At 55.9% G+C, this 25,087-nt stretch carries 18 protein-coding genes and 1 pseudogene; 5 read left to right on the top strand and 14 right to left on the bottom strand.

The window, feature by feature from the left end:
- Positions 1 to 162: 162 nt before the first annotated feature.
- Positions 163 to 1,416: an N-acetylmuramoyl-L-alanine amidase AmiC gene (amiC, locus tag SIK69_RS06645; protein WP_319785693.1), complete on the bottom strand. Its 1,254-nt coding sequence runs from the start codon at positions 1,414 to 1,416 to the stop codon at positions 163 to 165.
- Between the two features lie 227 nt (positions 1,417 to 1,643).
- Between amiC and argA the strand changes: the two genes are divergently transcribed.
- Positions 1,644 to 2,975 carry an amino-acid N-acetyltransferase gene (gene argA, locus SIK69_RS06640; protein ID WP_319628461.1) on the top strand — a complete coding sequence of 444 codons (1,332 nt, stop codon included), beginning with the start codon at positions 1,644 to 1,646 and terminating at the stop codon, positions 2,973 to 2,975.
- A gap of 46 nt (positions 2,976 to 3,021) precedes the next feature.
- Here the strand turns inward: argA and recD are convergent, their stop codons facing one another.
- The 13 genes and pseudogenes from recD to SIK69_RS06575 all read right to left on the bottom strand — a co-directional run.
- On the bottom strand, positions 3,022 to 4,860 hold the full coding sequence (gene recD, locus SIK69_RS06635; protein ID WP_319785692.1) for an exodeoxyribonuclease V subunit alpha: 1,839 nt from the start codon (positions 4,858 to 4,860) through the stop codon (positions 3,022 to 3,024).
- Positions 4,857 to 8,399 carry an exodeoxyribonuclease V subunit beta gene (gene recB, locus SIK69_RS06630; protein ID WP_319785691.1) on the bottom strand — a complete coding sequence of 1,181 codons (3,543 nt, stop codon included), beginning with the start codon at positions 8,397 to 8,399 and terminating at the stop codon, positions 4,857 to 4,859. The genes recD and recB overlap by 4 nt, the downstream gene beginning before the upstream one ends.
- A complete protein-coding gene (gene ptrA, locus SIK69_RS06625) occupies positions 8,396 to 11,284 on the bottom strand; it encodes a pitrilysin (RefSeq protein WP_319785690.1) in 2,889 nt (962 codons plus the stop codon). Before ptrA ends, recB begins: the two co-directional genes overlap by 4 nt.
- Before the next feature lie 133 nt (positions 11,285 to 11,417).
- Positions 11,418 to 14,789: an exodeoxyribonuclease V subunit gamma gene (gene recC, locus SIK69_RS06620; protein ID WP_319785689.1), complete on the bottom strand. Its 3,372-nt coding sequence runs from the start codon at positions 14,787 to 14,789 to the stop codon at positions 11,418 to 11,420.
- 29 nt (positions 14,790 to 14,818) lie between these two features.
- Entirely contained in the window at positions 14,819 to 15,139 is a 321-nt protein-coding gene (locus tag SIK69_RS06615) for a prepilin-type N-terminal cleavage/methylation domain-containing protein (RefSeq protein ID WP_319785688.1), read from the bottom strand.
- Complete coding sequence (locus tag SIK69_RS06610; RefSeq protein ID WP_319785687.1) at positions 15,124 to 15,531, bottom strand: DUF2509 family protein; 408 nt, start codon at positions 15,529 to 15,531, stop codon at positions 15,124 to 15,126. Before SIK69_RS06610 ends, SIK69_RS06615 begins: the two co-directional genes overlap by 16 nt.
- Positions 15,528 to 16,085, bottom strand: coding sequence for a prepilin peptidase-dependent protein (locus SIK69_RS06605; RefSeq protein ID WP_319785686.1), 558 nt, complete (start codon positions 16,083 to 16,085; stop codon positions 15,528 to 15,530). Before SIK69_RS06605 ends, SIK69_RS06610 begins: the two co-directional genes overlap by 4 nt.
- Positions 16,076 to 16,546 (bottom strand): prepilin peptidase-dependent protein, encoded by a 471-nt coding sequence (locus SIK69_RS06600; protein WP_319628469.1) that lies wholly within the window; start codon positions 16,544 to 16,546, stop codon positions 16,076 to 16,078. Before SIK69_RS06600 ends, SIK69_RS06605 begins: the two co-directional genes overlap by 10 nt.
- 162 nt (positions 16,547 to 16,708) lie before the next feature.
- Positions 16,709 to 17,503: a thymidylate synthase gene (gene thyA / locus SIK69_RS06595; protein ID WP_319628470.1), complete on the bottom strand. Its 795-nt coding sequence runs from the start codon at positions 17,501 to 17,503 to the stop codon at positions 16,709 to 16,711.
- 6 nt (positions 17,504 to 17,509) lie between these two features.
- Positions 17,510 to 18,385, bottom strand: a complete 876-nt coding sequence (lgt, locus tag SIK69_RS06590) for a prolipoprotein diacylglyceryl transferase (protein ID WP_319628471.1) — start codon at positions 18,383 to 18,385, stop codon at positions 17,510 to 17,512.
- A gap of 172 nt (positions 18,386 to 18,557) precedes the next feature.
- Positions 18,558 to 20,804 carry a phosphoenolpyruvate--protein phosphotransferase gene (gene ptsP, locus SIK69_RS06585; protein WP_319785685.1) on the bottom strand — a complete coding sequence of 749 codons (2,247 nt, stop codon included), beginning with the start codon at positions 20,802 to 20,804 and terminating at the stop codon, positions 18,558 to 18,560.
- 12 nt (positions 20,805 to 20,816) lie between these two features.
- Positions 20,817 to 21,350 carry an RNA pyrophosphohydrolase gene (gene rppH / locus SIK69_RS06580; RefSeq protein WP_319628473.1) on the bottom strand — a complete coding sequence of 178 codons (534 nt, stop codon included), beginning with the start codon at positions 21,348 to 21,350 and terminating at the stop codon, positions 20,817 to 20,819.
- Between the two features lie 364 nt (positions 21,351 to 21,714).
- A pseudogene (locus SIK69_RS06575) lies at positions 21,715 to 21,846 on the bottom strand (hypothetical protein); the annotation flags it as partial.
- Positions 21,847 to 22,032: 186 nt separating this feature from the next.
- Here SIK69_RS06575 and mutH point away from each other — a divergent pair.
- The 4 genes from mutH to SIK69_RS06555 all read left to right on the top strand — a co-directional run bounded on the left by mutH (position 22,033) and on the right by SIK69_RS06555 (position 25,043).
- Positions 22,033 to 22,719, top strand: a complete 687-nt coding sequence (gene mutH / locus SIK69_RS06570) for a DNA mismatch repair endonuclease MutH (protein WP_319785684.1) — start codon at positions 22,033 to 22,035, stop codon at positions 22,717 to 22,719.
- Positions 22,720 to 22,788: 69 nt separating this feature from the next.
- The gene (locus SIK69_RS06565) at positions 22,789 to 23,502 is read left to right on the top strand and encodes a TerC family protein (protein WP_319628475.1); all 714 of its coding nucleotides are present in this window, start codon (positions 22,789 to 22,791) and stop codon (positions 23,500 to 23,502) included.
- Positions 23,503 to 23,628: 126 nt separating this feature from the next.
- Complete coding sequence (locus SIK69_RS06560) at positions 23,629 to 23,847, top strand: YgdI/YgdR family lipoprotein (protein WP_319628476.1); 219 nt, start codon at positions 23,629 to 23,631, stop codon at positions 23,845 to 23,847.
- Between the two features lie 155 nt (positions 23,848 to 24,002).
- Positions 24,003 to 25,043 carry an NADP(H)-dependent aldo-keto reductase gene (locus SIK69_RS06555; protein ID WP_319628477.1) on the top strand — a complete coding sequence of 347 codons (1,041 nt, stop codon included), beginning with the start codon at positions 24,003 to 24,005 and terminating at the stop codon, positions 25,041 to 25,043.
- Positions 25,044 to 25,087 lie beyond the last annotated feature (44 nt).

The raw sequence follows: 25,087 nt of genomic DNA, 5'->3' as shown, positions 1-25,087 counted from the left end.
GCTCGTCGGGCTCATAACCCGAAGGTCGTCAGTTCAAATCTGGCTCCCGCAACCACTTCAAAAAACAATAAGCACCTTAACGGGTGTTTTTTTGTATCTAAAATCTGTTAATCCTCAAAAAAAATGACGCTTTTCAGCGCCATTCTTTTCTCTCTACCAGACTTACCCTCGCCGCGCGAGCGTTGCCCCGTCGGCAAAGTAGGCTTTGATCCCCGCCAGAATCGACTCTGCAACTTCCTGCTGGAAGGTGGCAGTCTTCAGCTTACGCTCTTCTTCTACGTTACTGATGAACGCGGTCTCGACCAGAATCGACGGGATATCGGGCGCTTTCAGCACCGCAAACCCGGCCTGCTCTACCCGATTCTTATGCAGGTTGTTAACCTTACCTAGTTTGCCCAACACCGCTTTCCCAAATTTCAGGCTGTCGTTGATGGTCAGCGACTGCACCATGTCGAACATAGTGTGGTCCACGTAACGATCGCCACTCTTGCTGACCCCACCGATTAAATCCGAGGCGTTCTGGGTTTGTGCCAGGTATTTCGCTGCGGTACTGGTCGCCCCTTTGGTCGAGAGGGCAAACACCGACGACCCGCTCGGCTGGCGGCTGGTAAAAGCATCGGCGTGAATGGACACAAACAGGTCAGCACGCTGTTTCTGCGCTTTTGCCACCCGCACCTTCAGCGGAATGAACACATCTTCATTTCGGGTCATAAAGGCCCGCATATTGCCTTCTTTCTCGATAAGCGCCTTCAGCCGACGGGCAATTTGCAGCACCACGTCTTTCTCGCGGGTACGGTATTTGCCCACCGCACCGGAATCCTCGCCGCCATGCCCTGGGTCGAGCATGATAACAATTGGCCTGTCGCGTCCGGCTTTACCCGGCTGCGGCCCACTTTGGGCGGGCGGCACCTGCTTATCCAGGTCGCCTTTGTTGTAATCCTCTAGCAGCGCCAACAGCGGATCCTGCATTTCGGTCGCCGTGGACGGATAAAGATCCATCACCAGGCGCTCTTTAAACCCGGCCACCGCCGCCAGGCCAAACAGCTGAGGTTTCACGTTTTGCTTGAGTTCAAACACCATGCGCACGGTTTGCGGATCGAACTGCCCGACGCGCGCGGATTTAATGTAGGGATCGTCAGGGCGAATCTGCGCACTCATGCCTTTCAGCACGGAATTGAGATTCACCCCCTGGAGATCGACCACCACTCGCTCGGGGTTGCTCAGCGCAAACTGCTTATATTTCAGCTCATGGCTGGATTCTATCGTCACGCGCGTATAGGTGGACGAAGGCCAGACGCGGACCGCCACCACTCGCCCCTCAGCGGCAAGACCTACCTGGCTGACACTGAGTAACCACATCGCGCCTGCGCCTTTTAATAGGCGACGACGACTTAATCCTGACAGACTCCCAGACATGCCTCTCCCAAGCAAAAAATTCAATTTAGCAATCTATACGGCGGGTTTGACCGAAAACTTTAACCAAAGCCGCATAAACTGTCATCTATAAAACGGTAAACAATCCTGATCCATCCCTTTTTCTGCCAGGCTTTTTGCAAAGTTTCGTTGAAATTGCTGCTTGCACTGACGGGCAAAACAGAATAAAAATACATTAATTACGAATAATCATGCATCGAGGTTGTACTGTGGTGAAGGAACGTAAAACCGAACTAGTTGAAGGATTTCGTCATTCTGTTCCCTACATTAACGCCCACAGGGGCAAGACGTTTGTCATTATGCTCGGTGGGGAAGCGATAGAGCATGAGAATTTCTCCAGCATCGTCAATGACATAGGGTTATTGCACAGTCTGGGTATTCGCCTGGTGCTGGTGTACGGTGCGCGTCCACAGATTGATGCCAATCTGGCAGAGCACCACCACGAGCCGCTGTATCATAAAAATACCCGAGTGACTGACGCCAAAACGCTCGACCTGGTGAAACAGGCTGCGGGGATGTTACAGCTCGATATTACCGCCCGGCTGTCGATGAGCCTGAATAATACCCCGTTACAGGGGGCGCACATCAATGTGGTCAGCGGCAACTTCATCATTGCTCAGCCGCTGGGCGTGGATGACGGTATTGATTACTGCCACAGCGGACGCATTCGCCGTATTGATGAAGAAGCTATTCATCGCCAGCTCGACAGCGGAGCCATCGTCCTGATGGGTCCGGTCGCGGTGTCTGTGACCGGAGAAAGCTTCAACCTGACCTCGGAAGAAATTGCCACGCAGCTCGCCATCAAGCTGAAAGCGGAGAAGATGATTGGTTTCTGCTCCTCTCAGGGCGTATTAAACGGCCAGGGCGAGATCATTTCCGAACTGTTCCCCAATGAAGCACAGGCCCGCGTGGAAGCGCTGGAAAGCGAGGGGGAGTATTACTCCGGTACGGTACGATTCCTGCGTGGGGCAGTGAAAGCGTGCCGGAGCGGGGTGCGTCGCTGCCACCTGATCAGCTACCAGGAAAACGGCGCGCTGTTACAGGAACTGTTCTCTCGCGACGGCATCGGCACTCAGATAGTGATGGAGAGCGCCGAGCAAATCCGTCGTGCCACCATTAACGATATTGGCGGGATCCTTGAACTGATTGAACCCCTGGAGCAACAGGGGATTCTGGTGCGACGCTCACGCGAGCAGCTGGAGATGGAGATCGACAAATTCACCGTCATCCAGCGCGATAACACGACTATCGCCTGTGCGGCGCTGTATCCGTTCCCGGAAGAGAAAATCGGTGAAATGGCCTGCGTGGCGGTGCATCCTGACTACCGGAGCTCATCGCGCGGCGAAGTCCTGCTGGAGCGAATTGCGGCTCAGGCCAGACAGATGGGGCTGAGTAAACTGTTTGTGCTGACGACGCGCAGCATTCACTGGTTCCAGGAACGCGGGTTTATGCCGGTGGAAGTGGATTTGCTGCCGGAGAGCAAGAAAGAGATGTACAACTATCAGCGCCGATCCAAAGTGTTAATGGCCGATTTAACGTAAAACCAAAAATGCCGGACGGCATAAACTGTCGTCCGGGATTATTACCTTATCCCAACTGCGAAAACAACGCCGCCAGCCCGCTCCGGCGCTCGGTTCGGACGGTGATCGCCTGAGTCAACAGCACCGGGTCAGCGTATAGAGAAAGCTGCTGACGGGCGCGGGTGATCGCCGTATACACCAGCTCGCGGGTGACCAACGGCACGCTTTGCGAGGGTAAAATCAACGCCGCGTGGTTGAATTCCGAGCCCTGCGATTTATGCACCGTCATCACCCACGCGGTATCGTGTTCGGGCAATCGACTCGGCTGCACGGATTTAATCGTACCATCCGGCATCGGGAACCAGACACGTAGCCCAGTGCCCCTGTCGAGCGCAATCCCGATATCGCCGTTAAACAGCCCCAGCGCGCTGTCGTTACGGGCAATCATTACCGGACGCCCTTCATACCAGCGCGAGTGTCGGGGTAGCACAATGCGCCGCTTGCGGGCCAACGTCTGCTCAAGCTGTTCGTTCACCCCGCTAACGCCATATGGCCCTTCACGTAGCGCGCACAGCAGCTGATACTGAGAGAATGCCGCCAGCACCTCGGCAGGTTCAGCCCGGGTTTTCAGCCGCGCCAGATAATCGGCATAGCCGGCGACCGCATCCTCGAGCATCGATTCATACTCGGCAGTAGTGCGTAACGGTTTGAGGGCGATGTCAGCAAAGTCCTGCGCAAACACCTTTTTCATCGCCTTTGCATCGCCATTATTTACCGCGCGCGCCAGCTGGCCTATCCCGGAATCGCTGCCAAAACGGTAGCTTTTTTGCAACAGACACAGGCTGTCGCGCAGCGCTCCGGCTTCGGTTCCCTCACCTGCAGGCACCGTTGTCCCCGTCAGACGACTCAACTCCTGCGCACGCGCAGAGGTGTATCCGGCGTTAACCCAGGCGCAGATATCGCCCAGCACGGCCCCGGCTTCCACCGATGCCAACTGATCACGGTCCCCGAGAAAAATCACCCGGGCGTGTGCGGGCAGTGCGGCAATCAGCCGTGCCATCATCGGCAAATCAATCATCGACGCTTCGTCCACTACCAGCACGTCTAGATGCAACGGGTTCCCGGCGTGATAGCGTAAACGCTGGCTACCCGGCTGAGCGCCCAGCAGACGGTGCAGGGTGCCCGCCTCAGTAGGCAGCAGTTTCTTCTGTTCGTCGGTTAATGGCAGCTGGCGCAGTGCTGCACCTAACGACTCGGTCAAACGCGCCGCGGCTTTACCGGTCGGCGCAGCCAGACGGATACGACATTTTGGCAGGGTGTTGGTCTGAATCAGCGCCGCCAGCAGCTTCGCCACGGTGGTGGTTTTCCCGGTGCCGGGGCCACCTGAAATGACCGACACACGTCGGGTCAGCGCCACCGCAGCGGCGACTTTCTGCCAGTCGACATCTTCAGTTGGCGGAAACAGTGCCGCGAGCGTGGTGGTGAGCAAGGCTTCATCGCCGGATAATTCCGGGGTGGGCTGGCTAAAAAAGCGAGCGATAACAAGTTCGTTATGCCACATCCGATTGAGGTATAAGCGTCCCTCGCAGAGTACCAGCGGCGTGGCAACTGAACCGTCGCTGACGGCGGGAGAAGCACGCAGCAACGTCTCAATATCATCCCCATCTTCGGCCTGAGCAAACAGTTGCTGCCACAGGCTTTGTGCCCGGCCAGTGGCCTGCTCGTCGGGATGAAAACGGGACAGCGGCAGGCAAACATGTCCTTCTCCGGCATCGCGGCTGAGCAGCGCTGCCGCCAGCATGACCGCCGGTTTATCCGCTGCCGCCACCATCAGGGCAAACTGCACGTCCAGCGGGCGCAACAGCTTATGCTGCGCGGCTTCCAATAATAAGGCTTCCATGCTCATGCCCTCACCTCCTGAGTATCCCCGGCAAACAAGGCATCGAGGCCGTCAATCAGCACCCGATCGGGACGGGTAGTAAAAATGCCCTGCCCGCTGTCTCCGCCGTCCACACCGCGCAGGAACAGATAAATCACGCCGCCGAAATGGGTGTCGTAATCGTAATCGCTCAGGCGGTGGCGCAAATAGCGGTGCAACGCCAGACTGTAGAGTTGATATTGCAGGTCGTAGCGGTGCGACTGCATCGCCTGCGCCATCGCCGCGTGGGTGTAGGCTTCGCTGCTGTCGCCAAGCCAGTTGGACTTGTAATCCAGCAGGTAATAACGGCCTTCGTGACGGAAGACCAGGTCGATAAAGCCCTTCAGCATCCCGCTCACCTGCCGAAAATCGAGCGGCGGGCAATCGGCTGACAGCGGGTCATGCTGGCGAATCAGCGCATCCAGGGCCTGCGGCACCAGCAGCTGTTCGATAGGCAAATAGAACTCCATCTCGACCTGTTTATTTTGGGCAGAGAGCTGACTCAGGGAAATGCCCGCCCCGGAAAGCGGCGTACGTAAGACGGTGGTCAGCCACTCGGTTAACACTGGTGCCCACTGGGTATCAAACCCGTTACGCTCGAGTTGCTCAAACATCCACGTCTCGGACACCGGCTGAGTAAAATCGATCGCCTCAAACAGGCTATGCAGGAAAGTCCCCGGTGATGCCCCGCGCGGAAAGTGATGCGGCGTTAACTCTGGTTCATCGACATCGCCCGCCACACCGGCGGCATCAATATCCAGCCTGGGCAGCAAGTCCTGCGCCACGCTATGTCCACGCTGCTGGAGGCCCGAATAACTGGTGACTCGCCAGTCGTCAATAATGCGTCGGTGCATCTCTCTGGCACGCAGTTCCGGCATTTCAGGGGCAATCGCCTGCCAGCGTCCCCCTTCCGGCAACGACGGGAGGGTCAGGGCGATATGTTCATTACACAGCGCGCGCAGGCAGGCTTCAAGCCCGGCGGCGTCTTTAGCCTCCCCCTTCTGGACCAGACGCCCTAAGGCGCTGTGATGCAGTTCGGTATCAGTGGCTTTATCGCTACGGCGTGGGCTAAGCGGGGCAATACCCAGGCTGCAATGCCAGATGGCGCGCGTGAGCGCCACGTACAGCAGGCGTAAATCCTCGGCCAGACGCTCAGCCTCTGCCAGTTCGAGGCTTTCCTCGCCGTTGTGTAAATCGAGCACCGCCGCGAACGAATGACGGTCGTGATAGAACGCCTGATCCTGTTTGCGGTAGCGGGCAATAAACGGCAGCCAGACCAGGGAATACTCCAGCCCTTTGGATTTATGCACCGTCACGATTTGCACCAAGTGTTTATCGCTCTCCAGGCGCATCTGCTGACTGGAGGACCCGCTGTCCGGGCCGCCAATCTGCTGTGCCAGCCAGCGCATCAGGGCATGTTCGCTTTCGAGCTGCCCGGCGGCTTCCTGTAACAGTTCGCTCAGGTGCAGAATGTCTGTCAGACGGCGCTCTCCCCCGTGTGTCACCAGCAGGTTCTCGGCGATATTCCGCGCCGCCATTAGCGCACGCAGCATCGCCATCACGCCCCGCTGTTGCCAAAGCTGGCGATACTGGGTGAACTCTTCCACCACCGCATCCCAGGCCTGCTCATCCAGATTCAGGCGTTCGATATCCTGGGCATTCAGCCCAAACAGCGAACTGGCGAGCGCGCTGCGCAGGCTGCTTTCACGTTCCGGGGCCAGTACGGCCTGCAACAGCCACAGCAGTTCCTGCGCTTCCGGGGTCTCAAACACGCTGTCGCGGTTGGAGAGATACACCGACGGAATACCCAGGGCGTTCAGCGCATCGCGCACCAGCGCCGCTTCCTGGCGGTTACGCACCAGCACGGTAATGTCGGACGCTTCAACCGGACGGGCGTGTTCGCCGCGCCACAGCAGCGCCTCGCCCCGCTGCCCGGCGCTGAGCCAGTCACGAATCTGTCCGGCACACAGTTGTGCCATAAAGGTTTGATAATCGCCGGACCCCACGTTGTTGCCAGGCATCAGCCAGAAGCTCATCGCCGGTTGATTTTCCCCTTTCAGCTCAAACCGCAGGCCCTGATTGTTGGGCGCGGACTTGACCGGCAAGAAGGGGATGTCGCGGAACATGAAGGGATTATCGGAAAGACTAAACAGCTGATTGACGCTTTCGACCACGCCCGGGGCCGATCGCCAGTTGGTGTCGAGGGTGTAATGGGCGGCGACATCCCCACGCGCACGCATGTAGGTAAAAATATCTGCACCGCGGAAGGCGTAAATCGCCTGCTTCGGATCGCCGATCAGCAGCAGCGCGGTATCCGCCTGCTGTCGCCAGATACGGCGAAAAATGCGGTACTGCTGCGGATCGGTATCCTGGAATTCATCAATCATCGCCACCGGGAAACGCTGGCGAATCGCCGCCGCCAGGGCATCACCGCTCTCGCCCTGTAGGGCATCATCGAGACGGCTCAGCATGTCGTCAAAGCCCAGCTCGCCCCGCCGCTGTTTCTCGCGCGCGACGGCCTCACGGATTTCGACCATCGCCCGGGAAATGACCAGGTCGTTGAGCGACGGCGGGGCCGCCATCAGGGCTTCTATGGTGTCAAACAGCGGATGCACCGGCGGATTGCCGCCCTCTTTGGTGCGCGAATACAGGAAAGATTGAGCAAACTTCTCAAGCGCGTCTGGCAACTGGTAACCGGAGTGTTCGTCCGTCGCCCACAAGCCGATCTTCTCGATCCATTTGCCCTGATTGCCACGGTTGAACTTGCGCCTGTCGAGATCGGCGTTTTCCAGAATGCTGACGATCTCATCCACCGCAGCCAGCCAGCGGGTTTTGATTTCGCTAATCTGCGCCACAATCTGCTGATGGCGTTCAATCAACGTTAGATCGGACGGCGGGGTTTTGAGCTGGGGGGCTTCCCCCTGCAGATAGCGATCGATAGATTTCAGCAGATCCTGTGGACATTTCCAGCTGGCGTGGATCGCCTCTGCCACCTCGCGCGGGAGCGGATAACAATGACGTCGCCAGAAATCAGCGCAGGCCTGGAAACGCAGCCGGGATTCATCTTCAATCAGCTGTTGTTCAAACAGCATCCCGGACTCAAAGGCGTTGAGGCTAAGCATCCGCTGACAGAAGCCGTGGATGGTGAACACCGCCGCTTCGTCCATCTGCCGTTCCGCCAGTAATAATACCTCGGCGGCCTGTTCAGGGTCGGCAATTTCGGCCAGCAGGCTGGCGTACAACGGATTGTCGGTGCTGTTTCGCAGACAGGCGATACGGAGTTCGTGAATATTGCTGCGAATACGGCCCCGTAGTTCTTCGGTGGCCGCTTCGGTGAAGGTCACCACCAGCAGTTCTTCGACATCGACAGGACGGACAAAGGCGGCCTCGCCGCCCAGTCCGAGCAACAGCCGCAGGTAGAGTGCGGCGATGGTGTAGGTTTTTCCGGTGCCCGCAGAGGCTTCAATCAGGCGCTCACCGATTAACGGCAAACGCAGGGGATTTAAGGACTCGGCGGTCTCGGTCATTCGTTCTCTCTCATCAGCGGCATGGATTGCTGCAACGCGCTGACGCTCTTCCAGACCGTCCAGCCTTTCGGGTGAACATATTCTGTTTTCCCGTTCTGGCTGCCGGAGACCTGAGAAAGGATCGTCATGCCCTGCGGCTCCACCACCGTCTGATGGAAGAAGTCAGCAAGTTTTTGCGGCGTCAGCAGTTTAATCTGAGCCACTACTTTATCACGTGAATCAAAACGCATATTACCGCGATCGAAATCTTTGCTGAGCTTCGAGGCTTCTTCACCCAGGGTTTGCGGCGGTTGCAGCATCTGCGCAATCACCGACTGCTGAATTTGTGCAAACTCTTCCGGTTTCATTGCCCGCAGTTTCGCTTCGGCTGTCGGGAAGAAAGCCTTAAAGCGCTCCCACAGGAAACCCGGCTGCTTATCGCTGCTTTGCAGCAGGAAGCCCACGCCCCACTGACGTCCGATGCTCATCGGGAAGGCAAACACCGCGTAACCCAGTTGCTCTTCGGTACGTAACTGGTTGTAGAACCACGGCTGTACTATCTGCCCCAGCATGGCGCTGGTGGCGGAACTGCTGAACTCATCGGCGTTCGGGGGGGCAAACACTGCCGCCAGTGCGGAATCGCTGCTGCTGCCCGCTTTTTCAAAGATAGCGTTTTGCTTTTTATCCACTACCACGTCTTTGTTACGGCACCATTCGGTTCCATGCGCATTGAGCTGCTTTTGCACTTTACGCGCAAGATCGATGGAGTTCTCCGCCGTCATATTGCCGACGACCATGAATTCAGGGCGCGCGCCCATTTTCAGGTTGTCTCGCCAGGTCAGGATGTCTTGCAACGTAATCGACGGGAGCAGGTCACGACGCTCTTCACGCTGGAAGTAAGGCACCTGCGACACCATCTGCACTGGCATTATCGCCTGATCGAAGGCTTTGCCCTTTTCGGCAGAATCGAGCATCTGTGTATACCAGGATTTCGCCTGCGCCAGCTGTTCTTCCGTCGGCTGGTAGCTAAAATATCCCTCAAGCAGCGCATCGAATAGCTGTGGCAGACGCTGGGTGTAGCCGTTGGCGTTCACCATCAGGCCGTTGTTGGCTCCCGTTGAGAAGCTGATCCCGCCAACGGCGGCCTGATTGCTCAACTGGTCGAGGGCAATACCTGCCAGATAATCGTTCAGAGCAAACATAACCTGATTACGCGCACTGTCCATCGCGTGGGGGTTGCGTAGCACCAGCGTCACGTCGGCTTTTGGCTCACTGGCAAAATAACGGCTCGGGGTGTAGACCACTCGCAGTTCGGGTTCATCGACAATCAGCTGCGGCTTATCGCTCACTTTCTCAGGCTTAATCAGCGTGAAATCATCCGGAATATAGGGGTTCAGCGTCGGCAACTGCAGGGCAATTTTGCCTGATTCCTGCTGCCACTGGCTGAAGGTCTGCGCACTGATTTTATCCACCTGATACGGGGCATTGACGAAATAAGCGGTTTTATTGTGCGGCTCGTTCGGGCTGATATACCAGATACGGGCATTCTGTGGGGTCATCATCGCCAAACGATCGCCGATCGCCTTCGCATCATACTGGTCGGCGATGTTAACGGCATCAAGCGTATGTTCCACCGGGACGCGGATCATGGTGTCCGCCAACCATTCGACATAATCCATATCGCGGCTGATCGACGGATAGCGGAAATCGAGATCCAGCACGTTGGCCAGCTCATCGAAATAACGTTTATCAACACCTTTCTCGCGCAGTAGCGTCAGGTAGCTGAAGATGGCGGCGACAACCTGGTCACGGTTTGCCAGGCCTTTGTCCGTCAACGTGGCTGAAATTGCCAGCACGCCACTGTTGCCATTGACTACCGGATCGGAATCCGCGCGAATGCCTTCCGCCAGCCCCTGCTTTTGCAGCCAGTCTGACAGCGTACCCGGACTGCGGTTACCAATCAGATAGGTCACCAGTTCATCGGTTTTACTGCGGAACTGCGCGGTGTTGTTATCGATACGAAACTCGACGCGCAGCACCTTACGAGGCACCGCAGGCGTGTAATGGATGATTATCCCTTTCTGCGCATCGGTCACAACCGGCACGGTAACTTCCGGGCGAGTAATGTTTTTATTCGGCACCCGGCCCCAGGTCTCGGCGGCCATTTTGGCCAGGTCTGGCAACGGCTTATTACTGTAGATAACCGCTTTCATCAGATTGGCTGAATAATATTTGTCGCGGAAAGCAAGCAGCGAATCCAGCACCGGGCTGCCCGGTTTATCACTCAGCGTGTCGAGATTGCCCCCGGAGAAACGAGCCCCCGGATGTGCCGGGTTAATGGTTTCGGCACTCACCTGCGCCATACGCATCCCGTCCCGGCTACGGGCCATTGTCAGCTCGGAGTTCACCGCGTTCCGTTCCCGGTCGGCGTATTTTTTATCCAGCAGCGGTTCAGCAATGGCATCGGCGAGGCGGTCAACAGCCCCTTCCAGCGCGTCATTTTCCACTTCAAGATAGAACGCGGTACGGTATGGCGCGGTACTGGCGTTATGGCTGCCACCGTGCATTTTGAGATATTCGGCGAGACTGTCCGCCTGGGGGTATTTTTTAGACCCCATCAGCGTCATGTGTTCGAGGAAGTGTGCCAGGCCCGGATGCGAATCAGGATCTTCCAGAGAGCCGACGGGCACCACCAGCGCAGACAATGATTTCACCGCCTGTGGATCGGAGACTAAAAGCACGACCATGCCGTTATCAAGTTTGATAGCCTGATATTGACGGGGATCTTTCTCGCTTTTGCGGATGGTTTCCTTTACCGGTTGCCATCCATTGTCGGCCTGACTAAAGGGCACCCAGAGGGCGAACAATACGATAAATACAACATTCAACCAGGTGCTACGGGGCATTCACGGACCTCATCATTAACAAACTTCTGTGCTGCTCTGAACGGCAGCCTCACTTATAAACATCAGTCCGTGACACGTTGCGCATGATAATGGAATCCGAATACCTGCGCAATTTTTATACAACCCATCTTCCTCACGACGACTGATGGAAACGGAAAACGGGCTCCAGGTAACGTTCTGCCTGCGCAATAATGGCCTCAACACTTGAGGGCTCAAGGGTTCGCCACAGTCGCTGGTACCAGACATCGGCCCCTTCTCCGCGAACCATCATGCTCCCTTCCCATGCCTGCATAAACTTACTGCGCGCTTTCTGCTGCGTTTCGTCATCCCATAAAATGACATTATTCTCACTGTCATAACAGGCCTTCAGCCACGCCCCCCCACTTTCTGGTAGAAACAGCAGCGGCTGAGACAATCCTTCGCGGTAGCCCGCGACCAGTTCAGCAAGGTATTTCATTGCGTCTTCGGCAGGCAGCGGCGGGAATCGCCACTCACCGTCTTTACGCAGCAACAGACGGCTTTCGCCGCTTCCGCCACTGGCACAATAGACAAGATGCTCCAGCCAAAGTTGCATCCCCTGTGAGACGTTCTGCATCGAGGGACGCCAACGCAGCAGGCCGTCCGACTGTACCTGTGGAAGCCAGCCAGTAATATTGACACCGTCACACTGCAAATCAATTTCCAGACTTTTCCCGGGCTGACGGCACGAATTGACTCTGTCGGCCAGGGCCTGCATCTCCTGTCGCTGGTCATCCCAGGCAATTTCACCAAACGCGCCGAACGGCAGTTCGCCTCCGGCACGAAAACGCCGGTACATCAGGCCAGGATCCTGCTCTTCCACCAGCGTGTTGACCAGTTGCTGATTGAGGTGATACCGGGTGAGGCCTTCAAGGGTAAAAGGCTCGGTTTCGGGAATGTCACTCTCTTCTGAGCGGAAGTTGACCTGTAAGCGCATCTGGAAAAATGCCCGCACCGGATGCGACCAGAAACGCTGCAGCTGTTCAAACGCCAGCGTGTCGAAAACCACCGGGGGCAACGGCTGGATAAATTCGCCGTGTGCCTCTCCCTCAAGACTGGCGGCTTTCAACCATTCTCGGGCGTAGCTTTGCCGTTCTCCTGGAATGAAATTCGCAGCATCGAACGGCATCCGGCTATGCTGATGAGTGATATGGGCTTTAACCCGACGCTCGCTTTGATCACAGTTAAGCGCCTCATCGCCCTGCAAACAATGGCTCTGGCCAATGTAATCTATCAACTCCTGCACCAACACCGATGGATAGCGCTCGCTGTTGTCCTGAATTGAACGCCCGATATAGCTGATATACAGCTTTTGCTCCGCAGACATTAACGCTTCCAGGAACAGGTAGCGGTCGTCATCCCGACGGCTGCGATCGCCGCGCACGGGCTTCTGACTCATCAAATCAAACCCGAGCGGGGCCAGGGCTCGCGGGTAAATACCATCGTTCATCCCCAACAGGCAGACCACCTTGAACGGGATAGAACGCATCGGCATCAGGGTACAAATGTTTACCGGCCCGGCGAGAAAACGCTGGCTGATGCGTTCCTGATCGAGGCGCTGAGCCAGCTCGTCACGCAGCAACGACAGCGGAACGGCTGCGCCGTAGTGTGACTCCAGTCCCTGATCGATAATACCTTGCCACTGCTGCTCAATAAGCGTCAGGGCGGCTTCGGTATCGGTATCTGGCAGATAGAAATCGTTCAGCATTTCGCGACACACGGGCAGCCATTCCGTTAACGGTCTCTCCTGCGCCAACCGCTGCCGCCACTGATTCAACCTCATTAATAGAGAGGCCAGATGCCCCACCAGCTCAGCTATCAGCCCGCTGGATTCGTCATACGGCAGGATCGACTGCCACTCCCCCTCGCTACTTTCCATCGCGTAGCCCAGCAGCATCCGGGTCAGACCAAAGCGCCAGGTGTGTTGCCCCGTCGGCGGAAGATCCCATTCGCGGACGTTATCATCGTCCATACCCCAGCGTACGCCGGACTCATTCACCCACTGACGCAGATAACGCAGACCTTCTTCATCAATGTTAAAACGGGCCGCCAGCACTGGAACATCCAGTAGCGCGAGCACGTCTTCACTGACAAAACGGCTATCCGGCAGCGAGAGCAAGGTGATAAAGGACTGGAGCGCCGGATGAGACTGGCGCGCACGGCGGTCGGAGATGGCCCAGGGGACATAGCGATCCCCGCTGGCGCTGCCAAACACGGCCTGAATAAACGGGCTGTAGCTGTCAATATCAGAAACCATCACGATGATATCGCGCGGGGAGAGACTCGGGTCTTCTTCCAGCATCGCCAGCAGCCTGTCATGCAGAACTTCCACTTCACGTTGCGGGCTGTGGCAGACATGAATACTCAGGCTACGATCGTCTGGATCCAGCCCACGCTTGCTGTCGCTACGGGAAAATTCCTCGGCGGTACGTCCGGCAATGGCACTATTCTGGAGTTCAAGAATGTCATACTGCAGGTTGTGCAGCAGGTTATCGGGCTCGATATCAACGAAGGCATCAAGTTCCTGATAGCGCTCCAGTCCTGCCAGCAGATAGATATAATCCCGACCAAGCTTGCCCCAGGAAGCCAGCATTGGGTTACCCACATCCTGTTCGCCTTCGGCATTAAACAGCGCCGGAGCCTGTTGGTTGTCACGAAACAGCGGCAAACTGCGCTGTTCACGATGGTGCCGACGTTGACGCGCCAGCAGCTTCGCCAAAAACGCCGGATCTTTGATGTCGCCCCAATAGTAACGGCACGGGTTGGTGAACAATACGTAGACATCAACATGCTTCCCCAACGCCTGAAGCGCCTGCAAATAGACAGGCGGCAGCGCCGAAATTCCGCAGATAAATACCCGCGATGGCAGACCGGCAGGCGACTGCTCGCTGTTTTCGAGCGCCTGAATAAAGCGCTGGTACAGGTTAGCACGATGCCAAAGCGGCTGACCGAGCGCCGCAGTGTGTTCCACCAGCGCTTTCCACAACGGAGCTTGCCACTGCTGGGCATCATCAATACCGTCGACGCGTTGGTCCGCCTCCCAGCGCGTCAGCCATTCCGGACGATAAACCAGATACTGGTCATAGAGGTCAGCCACGCGCGAGGCGAGCTGAAAGAGTTTACGCTTGTCGCTGTCATCCGCCAGATAGTGATGCAGCGGCGCGAACGCCTCCTGCTCCAGCATCTCTGGCAGCAGGGTCATCAGCTTCCAGCTCATACTCTGTTTGTTAAAGGCACTCTGCTCCGGAATGTCCGGCAACACGCGGACAAACATATCCCAGATAAAACTCGCTGGAAGAGGAAAGGCAATGTTGGCGGCAATGCCGAAACGCTTTGAAAGCGTCATCTGTAGCCACTGCGCCATGCCGGTACTTTGCACCAGCACCATTTCAGGTTCGAACGGGTCGTTGAGCCTGTCCTGCTCAACGATAAACTCCATCAATGCTTCCAGCACATCCAGACGGTTGGAGTGGTAGACCCGTAACATATTCGCTCCTGACGCTCGCAGTTAAGCCATTAATTTTGAGGGCAATGAAGACGAGAGAGTTGCCCTTCTCTGCCCGATGGCGTGGTGATCGTGACTGTGATGCTGACACATCTTTGGCGGCTTGTCTGCACGCGGTTAAGCTGCCATCCCGCAGCTGCCGAGCCACTATGAAGCTGAGATTGTCGCCATGCTTCCCGCCAGAGCTGACGATACTGGATCAACTGTGCCGCGCCAGTCGCCAGATGGCTTTGCAGGCCCGAGAGCGCCATTACCACCATCATCATTAGCACCACGCTCAACAGCACCTCTGGCAGGCTAAATCCCTGCTCTCGGTTCAGGGCAACTGACATTGTACCGTCTCCTTGAGCGGACAGAAATCGCTCCAGCCGTGACGGTCAAACTGAACGGTGCTGTCGATGAGTGTGCCCGTCTGCCAGCGCGTTTGCTCACCGCTGCTGGCGATTAACACCCCTGAGCCATCAACAAAAAGACGCAGGCAAACGCGCCCCTTGAATGCCGGATGTGTCTGGCAGTGATCTGTAGGCTGAACGGTCCAGGGGAGCATTCGCCCCCATTCGAGCAGGGACTCAACGTGAGCGCTGTCCGTTACCGCCGCCTTTTCCAGCGCCGCCTGTGACACCTGCGCCTGATGCCGGATACTGGTGCCCTGCAACGTCAGGCTGCCGAGAACCAGCACCAGCAACACCAGTAGCAGCGACGACATCCCTTCTTGCCGCCTCATAAATTGTGCCCCGTCACGCTGTAGACGGTGGTTACCTGCACGCCAGGCCGGGACTTGAGATGGACGGTGAGGCTCAGTTCAAATTCCGGGGCAAATCCCGCGCGGTTAGCGCGCAGAACCTTAAACGCATCCACGATGATAAAATCAGGATCGGTCATTTTTTCCCACCCTTTACCGGCACAGGTTGTGGCTCCCCGCAGCGTTTCCAGCCCTCCCGCGCTCAAACGGAACCCTGTTGAATCGGCGTTCGCCGGGGGCGTTTCCTCCCAGACCCCGTTGAGATTGCCATCCCAACGAACCAACACACATTGATGCTCAAGGGTAATCCCGTCCCCGGGACAGTCACCCCGGCAAAAACCTGCCCTCTGGATATGACGGGACACCGTTAACAGGCGCTGCCAGGCTTCCTCTTCCATCACCTGCCGCTGGGTCTGGCGGGTAGCCGCCATCTGTAACGCCGGTAAAAAGCGTGCGGTGGTTAACAACAGCACGCTGCCGATAGCCATCGCTATCAGCACTTCCACCAACGAAAATCCGTGCTGATTTACTGACATGCTTCGTTACTGCTCCCTTTGCATAAACGAATGCGTCCCCAGCCTGAAATAATCAGCGTCCAGCTTCCCGCCGCGCTTTTGAGCGTGAGATGCCCAGGCCAGGCGGTATTGCGTAAGCCGTAAAAACCGACTGCCGGCGTCATTTCGCTGAGCGTGACTTCAGGCCACTGCGGATTCAGCACATAGACATTTTGGGGAGTACATCCCGTGGGTTCCGGGCTGACGGCATTCAGACACCACCCCTGCGCGGTGATTTCCAGCCGCGGCAAACGATCGCGGCGATACCAGTTAGCGTCATTGCGCAGCATGACCAGATAATCCCTGACCTGCACGGCGGTTTGCCACAGCCGCTGTTGCTGCTGCCAGCTTTGCCAGCCGTATAACCCACCGGCGCTGAGAATACACATCAGCGAGAGCGCAACCATCATTTCAATAAGGGTGTAACCCTGTTCTCGTTTCATGGGCGTACTTTGCGCCAGCCCAAATCGCAATGCGAACAGATATCCGCGATTTTACGAGCACGTTTCAGGGAAAAATAAGGTGTTGCAGAGGATTGCAGAAAAACAGGAAGGGCGCTTCAGAAAAACAAAACCGGCCACGTGGGCCGGTTGATTTCAGGTGATTTAAATCGCCACTGGCGCTTTAATGCCTGGGTGAGGATCGTAACCTTCAATCTCAAAATCGTCGAACTGGTAGTCGAAGATAGAGGCAGGTTTACGTTTGATCACCAGTTTTGGCAAGGCGCGAGGTTCACGACTCAGCTGCAGATGGGTCTGTTCCATGTGGTTGCTGTACAGGTGCGTGTCGCCGCCGGTCCAGACAAAATCGCCGACTTCCAGGTCACACTGTTGGGCGACCATATGCACCAGCAGCGCGTAGCTGGCGATGTTGAACGGCAGGCCGAGGAACACATCGCAGGAACGCTGGTACAGCTGGCAGGACAACTTGCCATCCGCCACGTAGAACTGGAAGAAGGCATGGCACGGGGCCAGCGCCATTTTATCCAGTTCGCCCACGTTCCAGGCTGAAACAATGATTCGACGCGAATCGGGATCGTTTTTCAGCTGGTTCATCACCGCGGTGATTTGGTCGATATGGCGGCCATCTGGCGTTGGCCATGCGCGCCACTGCTTCCCGTACACCGGGCCCAGATTGCCTTGGTCATCAGCCCATTCATCCCAAATAGAAACATTGTTTTCATGGAGATAAGCGACGTTGGTATCACCTTTCAGGAACCACAACAGCTCATGGATGATGGAGCGTAAATGACAGCGCTTGGTGGTCACCAGCGGGAAACCTTCCTGCAGGTTAAAGCGCATCTGGTGGCCGAAAATAGACAGCGTGCCTGTACCGGTACGGTCATTTTTTGGGGTGCCCTCATTGAGCACCTTCTGCATCAGATCAAGATACTGTTTCATGCTTCCTCAGGAGACTTGTTGCTGTGGACGATGACGATACGCCCAGACCATCATAATGACACCCGCCAGTACCATCGGGATGGAGAGAATTTGCCCCATGCTGATGTACTGCACCCACTCGCCGGTGAACTGGGCATCCGGCTGACGGAAGAATTCCACGATGATACGGAACAGACCGTAGCCAATCAGGAACAGACCGGAAACAGAGCCCGTCGGGCGCGGTTTGCGAATAAACAGGTTAAGAATGATGAACAGCACCACGCCTTCCAGCGCCAGTTCATACAGCTGCGACGCATGACGCGGCAGAACGCCATACTGATCGAACAACGACTGCCATTCCGGGTGAGATGGCAGCAACGCCATGTCTTCTGCACGCGAGCCCGGGAACAGCATGGTGTAATGGAACGACGGATCGACCCGGCCCCACAGTTCACCGTTGATGAAGTTGCCCAGACGCCCGGCACCGAGGCCAAACGGGATCAGCGGCGCAATGAAGTCAGACACCTGGAAGAAGGTCCGTTTGGTGCGCTTCGCGAAGACAATCATTACCACGATCACGCCAATCAGGCCGCCGTGGAACGACATGCCGCCATCCCAGACGCGGAACAGATACAGAGGATCGCTGAGGAAAACCGGCATGTTATAGAACAGCACGTAGCCGATACGCCCCCCGAGGAAGACCCCGAGGAATCCGGCATACAGCAGGTTTTCGACTTCGTTCTTCGTCCAGCCGCTACCGGGTTTGTTCGCCCTGCGAGACGCCAACCACATTGCGAAGATAAAGCCAACGAGGTACATCAGTCCGTACCAGTGAAGCGAGACCGGTCCAATGGAAAAAATCACCGGATCAAATTCCGGGAAATGCAGATAACCACTATTCATCTGTCACCACAAATGCTTGTTATTCCGCCGAAAGTGGTCAGCGGTAGAGACGTGCAGCCGGTTGACTGCCCCAAAGGTGCGAATGATAGCACAAGGCGGGATGTGGGGATGCGGGGAAAGATGTAAAAGATATGTATACCCGGAGCGCCAGGATGGCCTCCGGATAGAGGGCTTATCTACCGCCGCGAATCAGACCGCCGAGACCTCGACGTTCCATAAACGACGCGACCTGATGACGAACTTCGGTGGCCAACTGGGCGTCGAGGCTGCGCTGAGCCAGGTTTTGCGCTTCCTCCAGCTCAATATGACGCAGCAAATATTTCACACGCGCGACCGAGCGCCCGTTCATCGACAGATGGCGGAAGCCGAGGCCAATCAGGATAGTGACGCACATCGGGTCACCTGCCATTTCACCGCACACGCGCAGATCGATGTCATGGCGTTGGGCATCCTGGGCAATCATCGCCAGCGCACGCAGCAGTGCCGGATGCAGACTGTCATAGATACTGGCCACGCGGGTATTGTTCCTGTCGACCGCCAGCAGGTACTGGGTCAGGTCGTTGGTCCCCACGGAAATGAAGTCGACCCGGCTGGTCAGGTGCTGCATCAGAAACACCATCGACGGTACTTCGAGCATCACACCAATGCGTGGTTTCGGGATTTCATAGCCGATCATCTCTTCGACTTCGCGCCCGGCACGTTCGATAAGACGTTTTGCTTCATCGACTTCGTCAATGCTGGTGACCATCGGCAACAGAATGCTCAGGTTTCCGGTGGCCGCATTGGCACGCAGCATGGCGCGAACCTGGATCAGGAAGATCTCCGGCTGATCGAGCGTAATACGGATCCCGCGCCAGCCGAGGCACGGATTCTCTTCGCTGATAGGCATATACGGCAGCTGTTTATCCGCGCCGACGTCCAGCGTACGCAGGGTCACCGGCTTATCATTGAACATTTGCAACATGCCCTGGTACTGCGAGACCTGCTCTTCTTCCGACGGGAAACCGCTTTGCAGCATGAACGGGATTTCGGTGCGGTAGAGGCCAATGCCATCGATGCGGCTGCCGAGCTTTTCTTCATGCTCCGGGCTTAAACCGGCATTGAGCATCACCTTCACGCGTTCGCCGCTTTTAAGCTGTGCCGGACGATCCACGTCGTCTTCCGCAATACGGCTGAGTTCATTTTCTTCGCTGACCAGTCGCTGGTATTCCTGCAACAGCACCGGTTCAGGATCGACCAACAGTTCACCGCGATAGCCGTCAACCACCAGCATGCGGCCATGCAGCACTGAAGGCTGAATGTCTGCGCCCATGACGGTCGGGATACCCAGCGCACGCACCATAATCGCCGCGTGCGAGTTCGCCGCGCCGTCACGCACCACCACCCCGGTGAGTCTGTCCTGTGGCAGTTCCGCAAGCGTAGTAGCTGAAAGCTCGTCCGCCACCAGCACAAAGCGCTCCGGCCAGGCGTTAGCACCCTGCACGCTATCATCGAGGTGGAACAGCAGGCGTTGGCCAAGCGCTCGCAGGTCACCCGCGCGTTCTTTTAAATAACCCTCGCTGAGAGCCGCGAACTGCGCGGCAAACTTTTCGATAATCGTTTTGACCGCCCACTCTGCTACCGAACCTTTGTCCACTTCGGCAAACAGCTCTTTGCGCAGACGCGCATCTGAAAGCAGGTGCGAGTAAAGATCAAAGATGGCCGCGGTTTCTTTCTGCGCCCCAGCGGCAAAACGTTTACTGTACCGGCGAAATTCTCCGGCCGCTTCTTCCAGCGCGCCGGTCAATCGCTCTCGCTCAAGAGCGGTGTCGAGCGTGGAAGCTTCGTACACCTGCTCCATCAGCGGCAGGGTCGAGTCCATCCAGCCCTGTGCGATCGCCACCCCGGAAGAAGCCGGAAGTGCGCGAATTCGCGTCTGACGGTACTGACCAAACAGCGCCGTGAGCTGTGACTGGGAGAGGATAGCCGCCATTTGCGTGGCGAGGGTGACGAGGAACGACTCTTCGCTTTCGTCGAACTGACGTAGTTCGCGCTGCTGAACCACCAATACGCCAAGCAACTGACGACGCTGGATGATCGGCACACCGAGAAATGCGCGGTATTTTTCTTCTTTTACGGAAGGGATGTATTTGAAGCTCGGATGCTTTTGCGCATCCGCGAGGTTGATGGGCTCCGCCAGTCGCCCCACCAGGCCAACAATGCCTTCGTCGAATGCGAGTGTGATGGTGCGTCCGCGCGGCTTTTTCAGGCCGCGCGTAGCCATCAAGTAATAGCAGCGTCTGTCCTGGTCGGCGAGGTAGACCGAACAAACTTCGGTTTCCATTGCCTGACAGATGTCCGTCACCAGAATATCAAGCGCCTCGTTCACACGCGGCGCGCTGGCGACCTTCTCAACTATTTCTCGCAACCGGGTGAGCATAATGTGCGTGGCTTAACCTCTTTTACGTCGATAAGCAGGGGCTGTATGTTGCGGTTTAGGGGCACTTTCCGTCAGCGCCAGCACAACGCCTGCAAACTCCTTCATCACCCGACGATAGACATCGCGTTTAAACGACACCACCTGACGCACCGGGTACCAATAACTTACCCAGCGCCAGCCATCGAATTCCGGTGTGCTGCTGGTTTGCATGTTGATATCGGCATCGCTGCTTATCAACTGCAGGAGAAACCACTTTTGTTTCTGGCCGATACAAACCGGCTTTGTGTCCCAACGCACCAAACGTTTAGGTAACTTGTAACGCAACCAGTTCCGGGTCGATGCCAGGATCCGTACATCTTTACGGCTTAACCCGACTTCTTCGAACAATTCCCGATACATCGCCTGTTCAGCGGATTCACCGGGATTGATCCCTCCCTGAGGGAACTGCCAGGAGTGCTGACCGTACCGTCTGGCCCACATGACCTGGCCCTGACGATTGCAGATTACAATTCCAACATTTGGGCGGTAGCCATCGTCATCAATCACCGGACTACCTCTAAACAATTTTCAATGTGAACGATTGTTTCACACTCGTCGGAAACGGTAAACCACTCTCTTGCGACGATAACACCGGATAACAATTGAATAACTCACAGTATTCATCGAAGTTATAAACAGAAGACGCCTTCACAGGTCGATTTTATTCACTTTTTCTGTGGATAGAGTTGTGAAGAACTACGGAATTACCACGGGAAAACCCTGATTCCTCCGAAAAACACGAAACAGACACGTTAAAATAAGATGATGTTATTCATCACCTTAGAATAGTTATTTTTCATGAAATGTGCCAGAACGTGACGATCGTCACAGGCGTGATCCTCTCACTGATGAAAGATCGAACAACGTCGTTTTTATCCACAGATTGTGCCACTAACTTAAACACCTTTTGTGTGAAATTTGGATTTTCGTCGCACGTCAAGCCTGTAAATGGAAACAGTAGTGGGGGTTTTTCACAGTTATCCCACTTTTCTGTGGATAACAGGGTGTAAGATCCTGTTCATTGTCAGTGACCAGAATGGGGAAACCTTTTGAGACGCAAAAAAAGACGGCCTGTAGAAATCAAAAACCATCGTTAAATCATCATATTGGCGTAGTTATCCAGAAAGCGATAAACTCTTTCCACATTGGGGATAAACCCCGCTCACTTTTTCATCAAAGGCGTTATGTTATGTCCCTGCTGTCTCCATTGCGTCATTCCCCTCAGTCTGAAGCCGAGCTTTTAGCCCAGGCACAACGGCTGGCAGGTTATACGCTGGGTGAACTGGCGGCGATGGCAAAACTGCCGATTCCCCCCGATTTGAAGCGCGACAAAGGCTGGATTGGCGTCCTGCTCGAGATCTGGCTCGGGGCCAGCGCGGGCAGTAAACCGGAGCAGGATTTCGCGGCGCTGGGCGTCGAGCTGAAGACAATCCCTATTGACCGCAACGGCCGTCCTCTGGAAACCACCTTTGTCTGCGTCGCGCCCCTGACGGGCAACAGCGGCGTCACGTGGGAAACCAGCCACGTTCGGCATAAGCTGAAGCGCGTGTTGTGGATCCCAGTGGAAGGTGAGCGCACGATCCCGCTGGCAGAGCGTCATGTCGGTGCCCCGCTGCTGTGGAGCCCGAGTACAGAAGAAGAGCACCAGCTGCGAATGGACTGGGAAGAGCTGATGGATTTGATTGTGCTCGGTCAGGTGGAAAGCATCACCGCCCGTCACGGTGAAGTTCTGCAACTGCGGCCTAAAGCCGCCAACAGCAAAGCGTTGACCGATGCGGTCGGCATTCACGGCCAGCCCATTCTGACGCTGCCTCGCGGGTTTTACCTGAAAAAGAACTTCACCGCCGCCCTGCTGGCTCAACATTTCCTGCTGTGAACGTTTCGTTTGGGCTAACGCCAGCAGAAGGCTTATAATCGCGGTTTTCGTTTTTTGGCAGGACTTACAATGTTATTTGCATGGATAACCGATCCCAACGCGTGGATGGCGCTTGGTACGCTGACGATCCTCGAGATTGTACTGGGCATCGATAATATTATTTTTCTCTCTCTGGTGGTGGCGAAGCTGCCGACGGCACAACGCAATCACGCCCGTCGCATCGGGCTGATGGGGGCAATGCTGATGCGCCTGGGTCTGCTGGCGTCGATTGCCTGGGTCGTCAGGCTGACTAACCCACTGTTTACGCTGTTCGATCACTCATTTTCTGCCCGCGACCTGATTTTGCTGTTCGGTGGCCTGTTCCTCATCTGGAAAGCGAGCAAAGAAATTCACGAGTCAATTGAGGGCGAGGAAGAAGGCCTGAAGACCAACGTCCACTCTTTCTTTGGTGCCATCGTGCAGATTATGCTGTTGGACATTATTTTTAGTCTCGACTCGGTTATCACCGCGGTGGGTCTGTCCGATCACCTGTTTATTATGATGGCCGCCGTGGTCATTGCGGTAGGCGTGATGATGTTTGCAGCCCGGCCTATCGGTGAGTTTGTCGACCGTCATCCATCGGTCAAAATGCTGGCGCTGTCGTTCCTGATTCTGGTCGGGTTCACGCTGATGTTAGAAAGTTTTAGCATTCATGTGCCGAAGGGTTATATCTATTTCGCGATGTTTTTCTCCATTGCGGTGGAGACCCTCAACCTGCTACGCAATAAAAAAAATCCGCTTTAAAATCAAGGGCAGCCTGCAAAGTGAGGGCTGCTCCACACACTTTTTAAGATTTTACTGCTTTTTACTTACTGCGAACCGGGTTATTACTAGAATGATATGAGTTGCGGTCATATAAGGGTGATAACGATGACAAAATGGGCAGTATTGATTTCCGCTGTAGGTCTGGCATTTGCCATTTCCGGTTGCAGCAGTGACTACGTGATGGCAACCAAAGATGGTCGTATGATCCTCACGGATGGAAAACCGGAAGTCGATGACGACACCGGTCTTATCAGTTACGAAGATCAGCAGGGTAACAGCATGCAGATCAACCGTGACGATGTTTCTCAAATCATTAAGCGCTAAAAGAAAACAGGTCAGCCAGTCTGGCCTTTTTTGATTTTTTACTTCCGCTTTTTCCCCGCATCTGCCATGTTTATATTCCTTTGTCAGGGCGCATGTCGCGTCCCCTCCTGACGTTCTTGATATGACGTTGTTGATTTAAAGAAAGGAAGACGGCTATGCACTATCACCGTATCCCCCACAGCTCACTGGAAATCAGTACTCTTGGGCTGGGCACTATGACGTTTGGTGAACAAAACAGCGAAGCCGACGCCCATACACAACTCGATTACGCCGTTGCTCAGGGCATTAACCTGATTGACGTCGCAGAGATGTATCCCGTCCCCCCACGTCCGGAAACCCAGGGCCTGACGGAAACTTATGTCGGCAACTGGCTGGCAAAACACGGCAGCCGTGAGAAGCTGGTGCTGGCGTCTAAAGTTAGCGGCCCGTCGCGCAATAATGACGCTGGTATTCGTCCGAATCAGGCACTCGATCGTAAAAACATTCGCGATGCACTTCACAACAGCCTGACTCGTTTGCAAACGGACTATCTCGATCTGTATCAGGTTCACTGGCCACAGCGTGCAACCAACTGCTTCGGCAAGCTCGGCTATCAGTGGACAGAATCCCAGCCGGTTATCACGCTACTGGAAACCCTGGAAGCGCTGACCGAATTTCAGCGGGCGGGTAAGATTCGCTATATCGGCGTGTCGAACGAAACGGCGTTTGGCGTGATGCGTTATCTGCACCTGGCGGATAAACATGATCTGCCGCGTATCGTTACCATTCAAAACCCGTACAGCCTGCTGAACCGCAGCTATGAAGTTGGTTTAGCAGAAGTGAGTCAGTATGAAGGGGTGGAACTGCTGGCCTATTCCTGCCTGGCATTTGGCACTCTGACCGGGAAGTACCTGAACGGGGCGAAACCCGCCGGGGCGCGAAATACGCTGTTCAGCCGCTTTACACGCTACAGCAGCGAGCAGTCACAGAAAGCCGTGGCAGCGTATGTCGATATCGCGAAGCGCCATGGTTTGGATCCGGCGCAGATGGCGCTGGCCTTCGTGCGTCGTCAGCCGTTTGTGGCTAGCACTTTGCTGGGTGCCACCACCCTGGAGCAGTTAAAAACCAACGTGGAAAGCCTGCATCTGGAACTGAGCGAAGAAGTACTGGCAGAGATTGAAGCGGTGCATCAGGTTTACACCTATCCTGCCCCCTAAGCGCTGATCTTGTAGGCCCGGTCAGCGCCACCGGGCGTCAAACG

The organism is Scandinavium lactucae, from assembly GCF_033843265.1.
GTDB lineage: Bacteria > Pseudomonadota > Gammaproteobacteria > Enterobacterales > Enterobacteriaceae > Scandinavium > Scandinavium lactucae.
The sequence above is the reverse complement of the archived record's forward strand: the minus strand, read 5'-3'. Positions and strand labels throughout refer to the sequence as shown.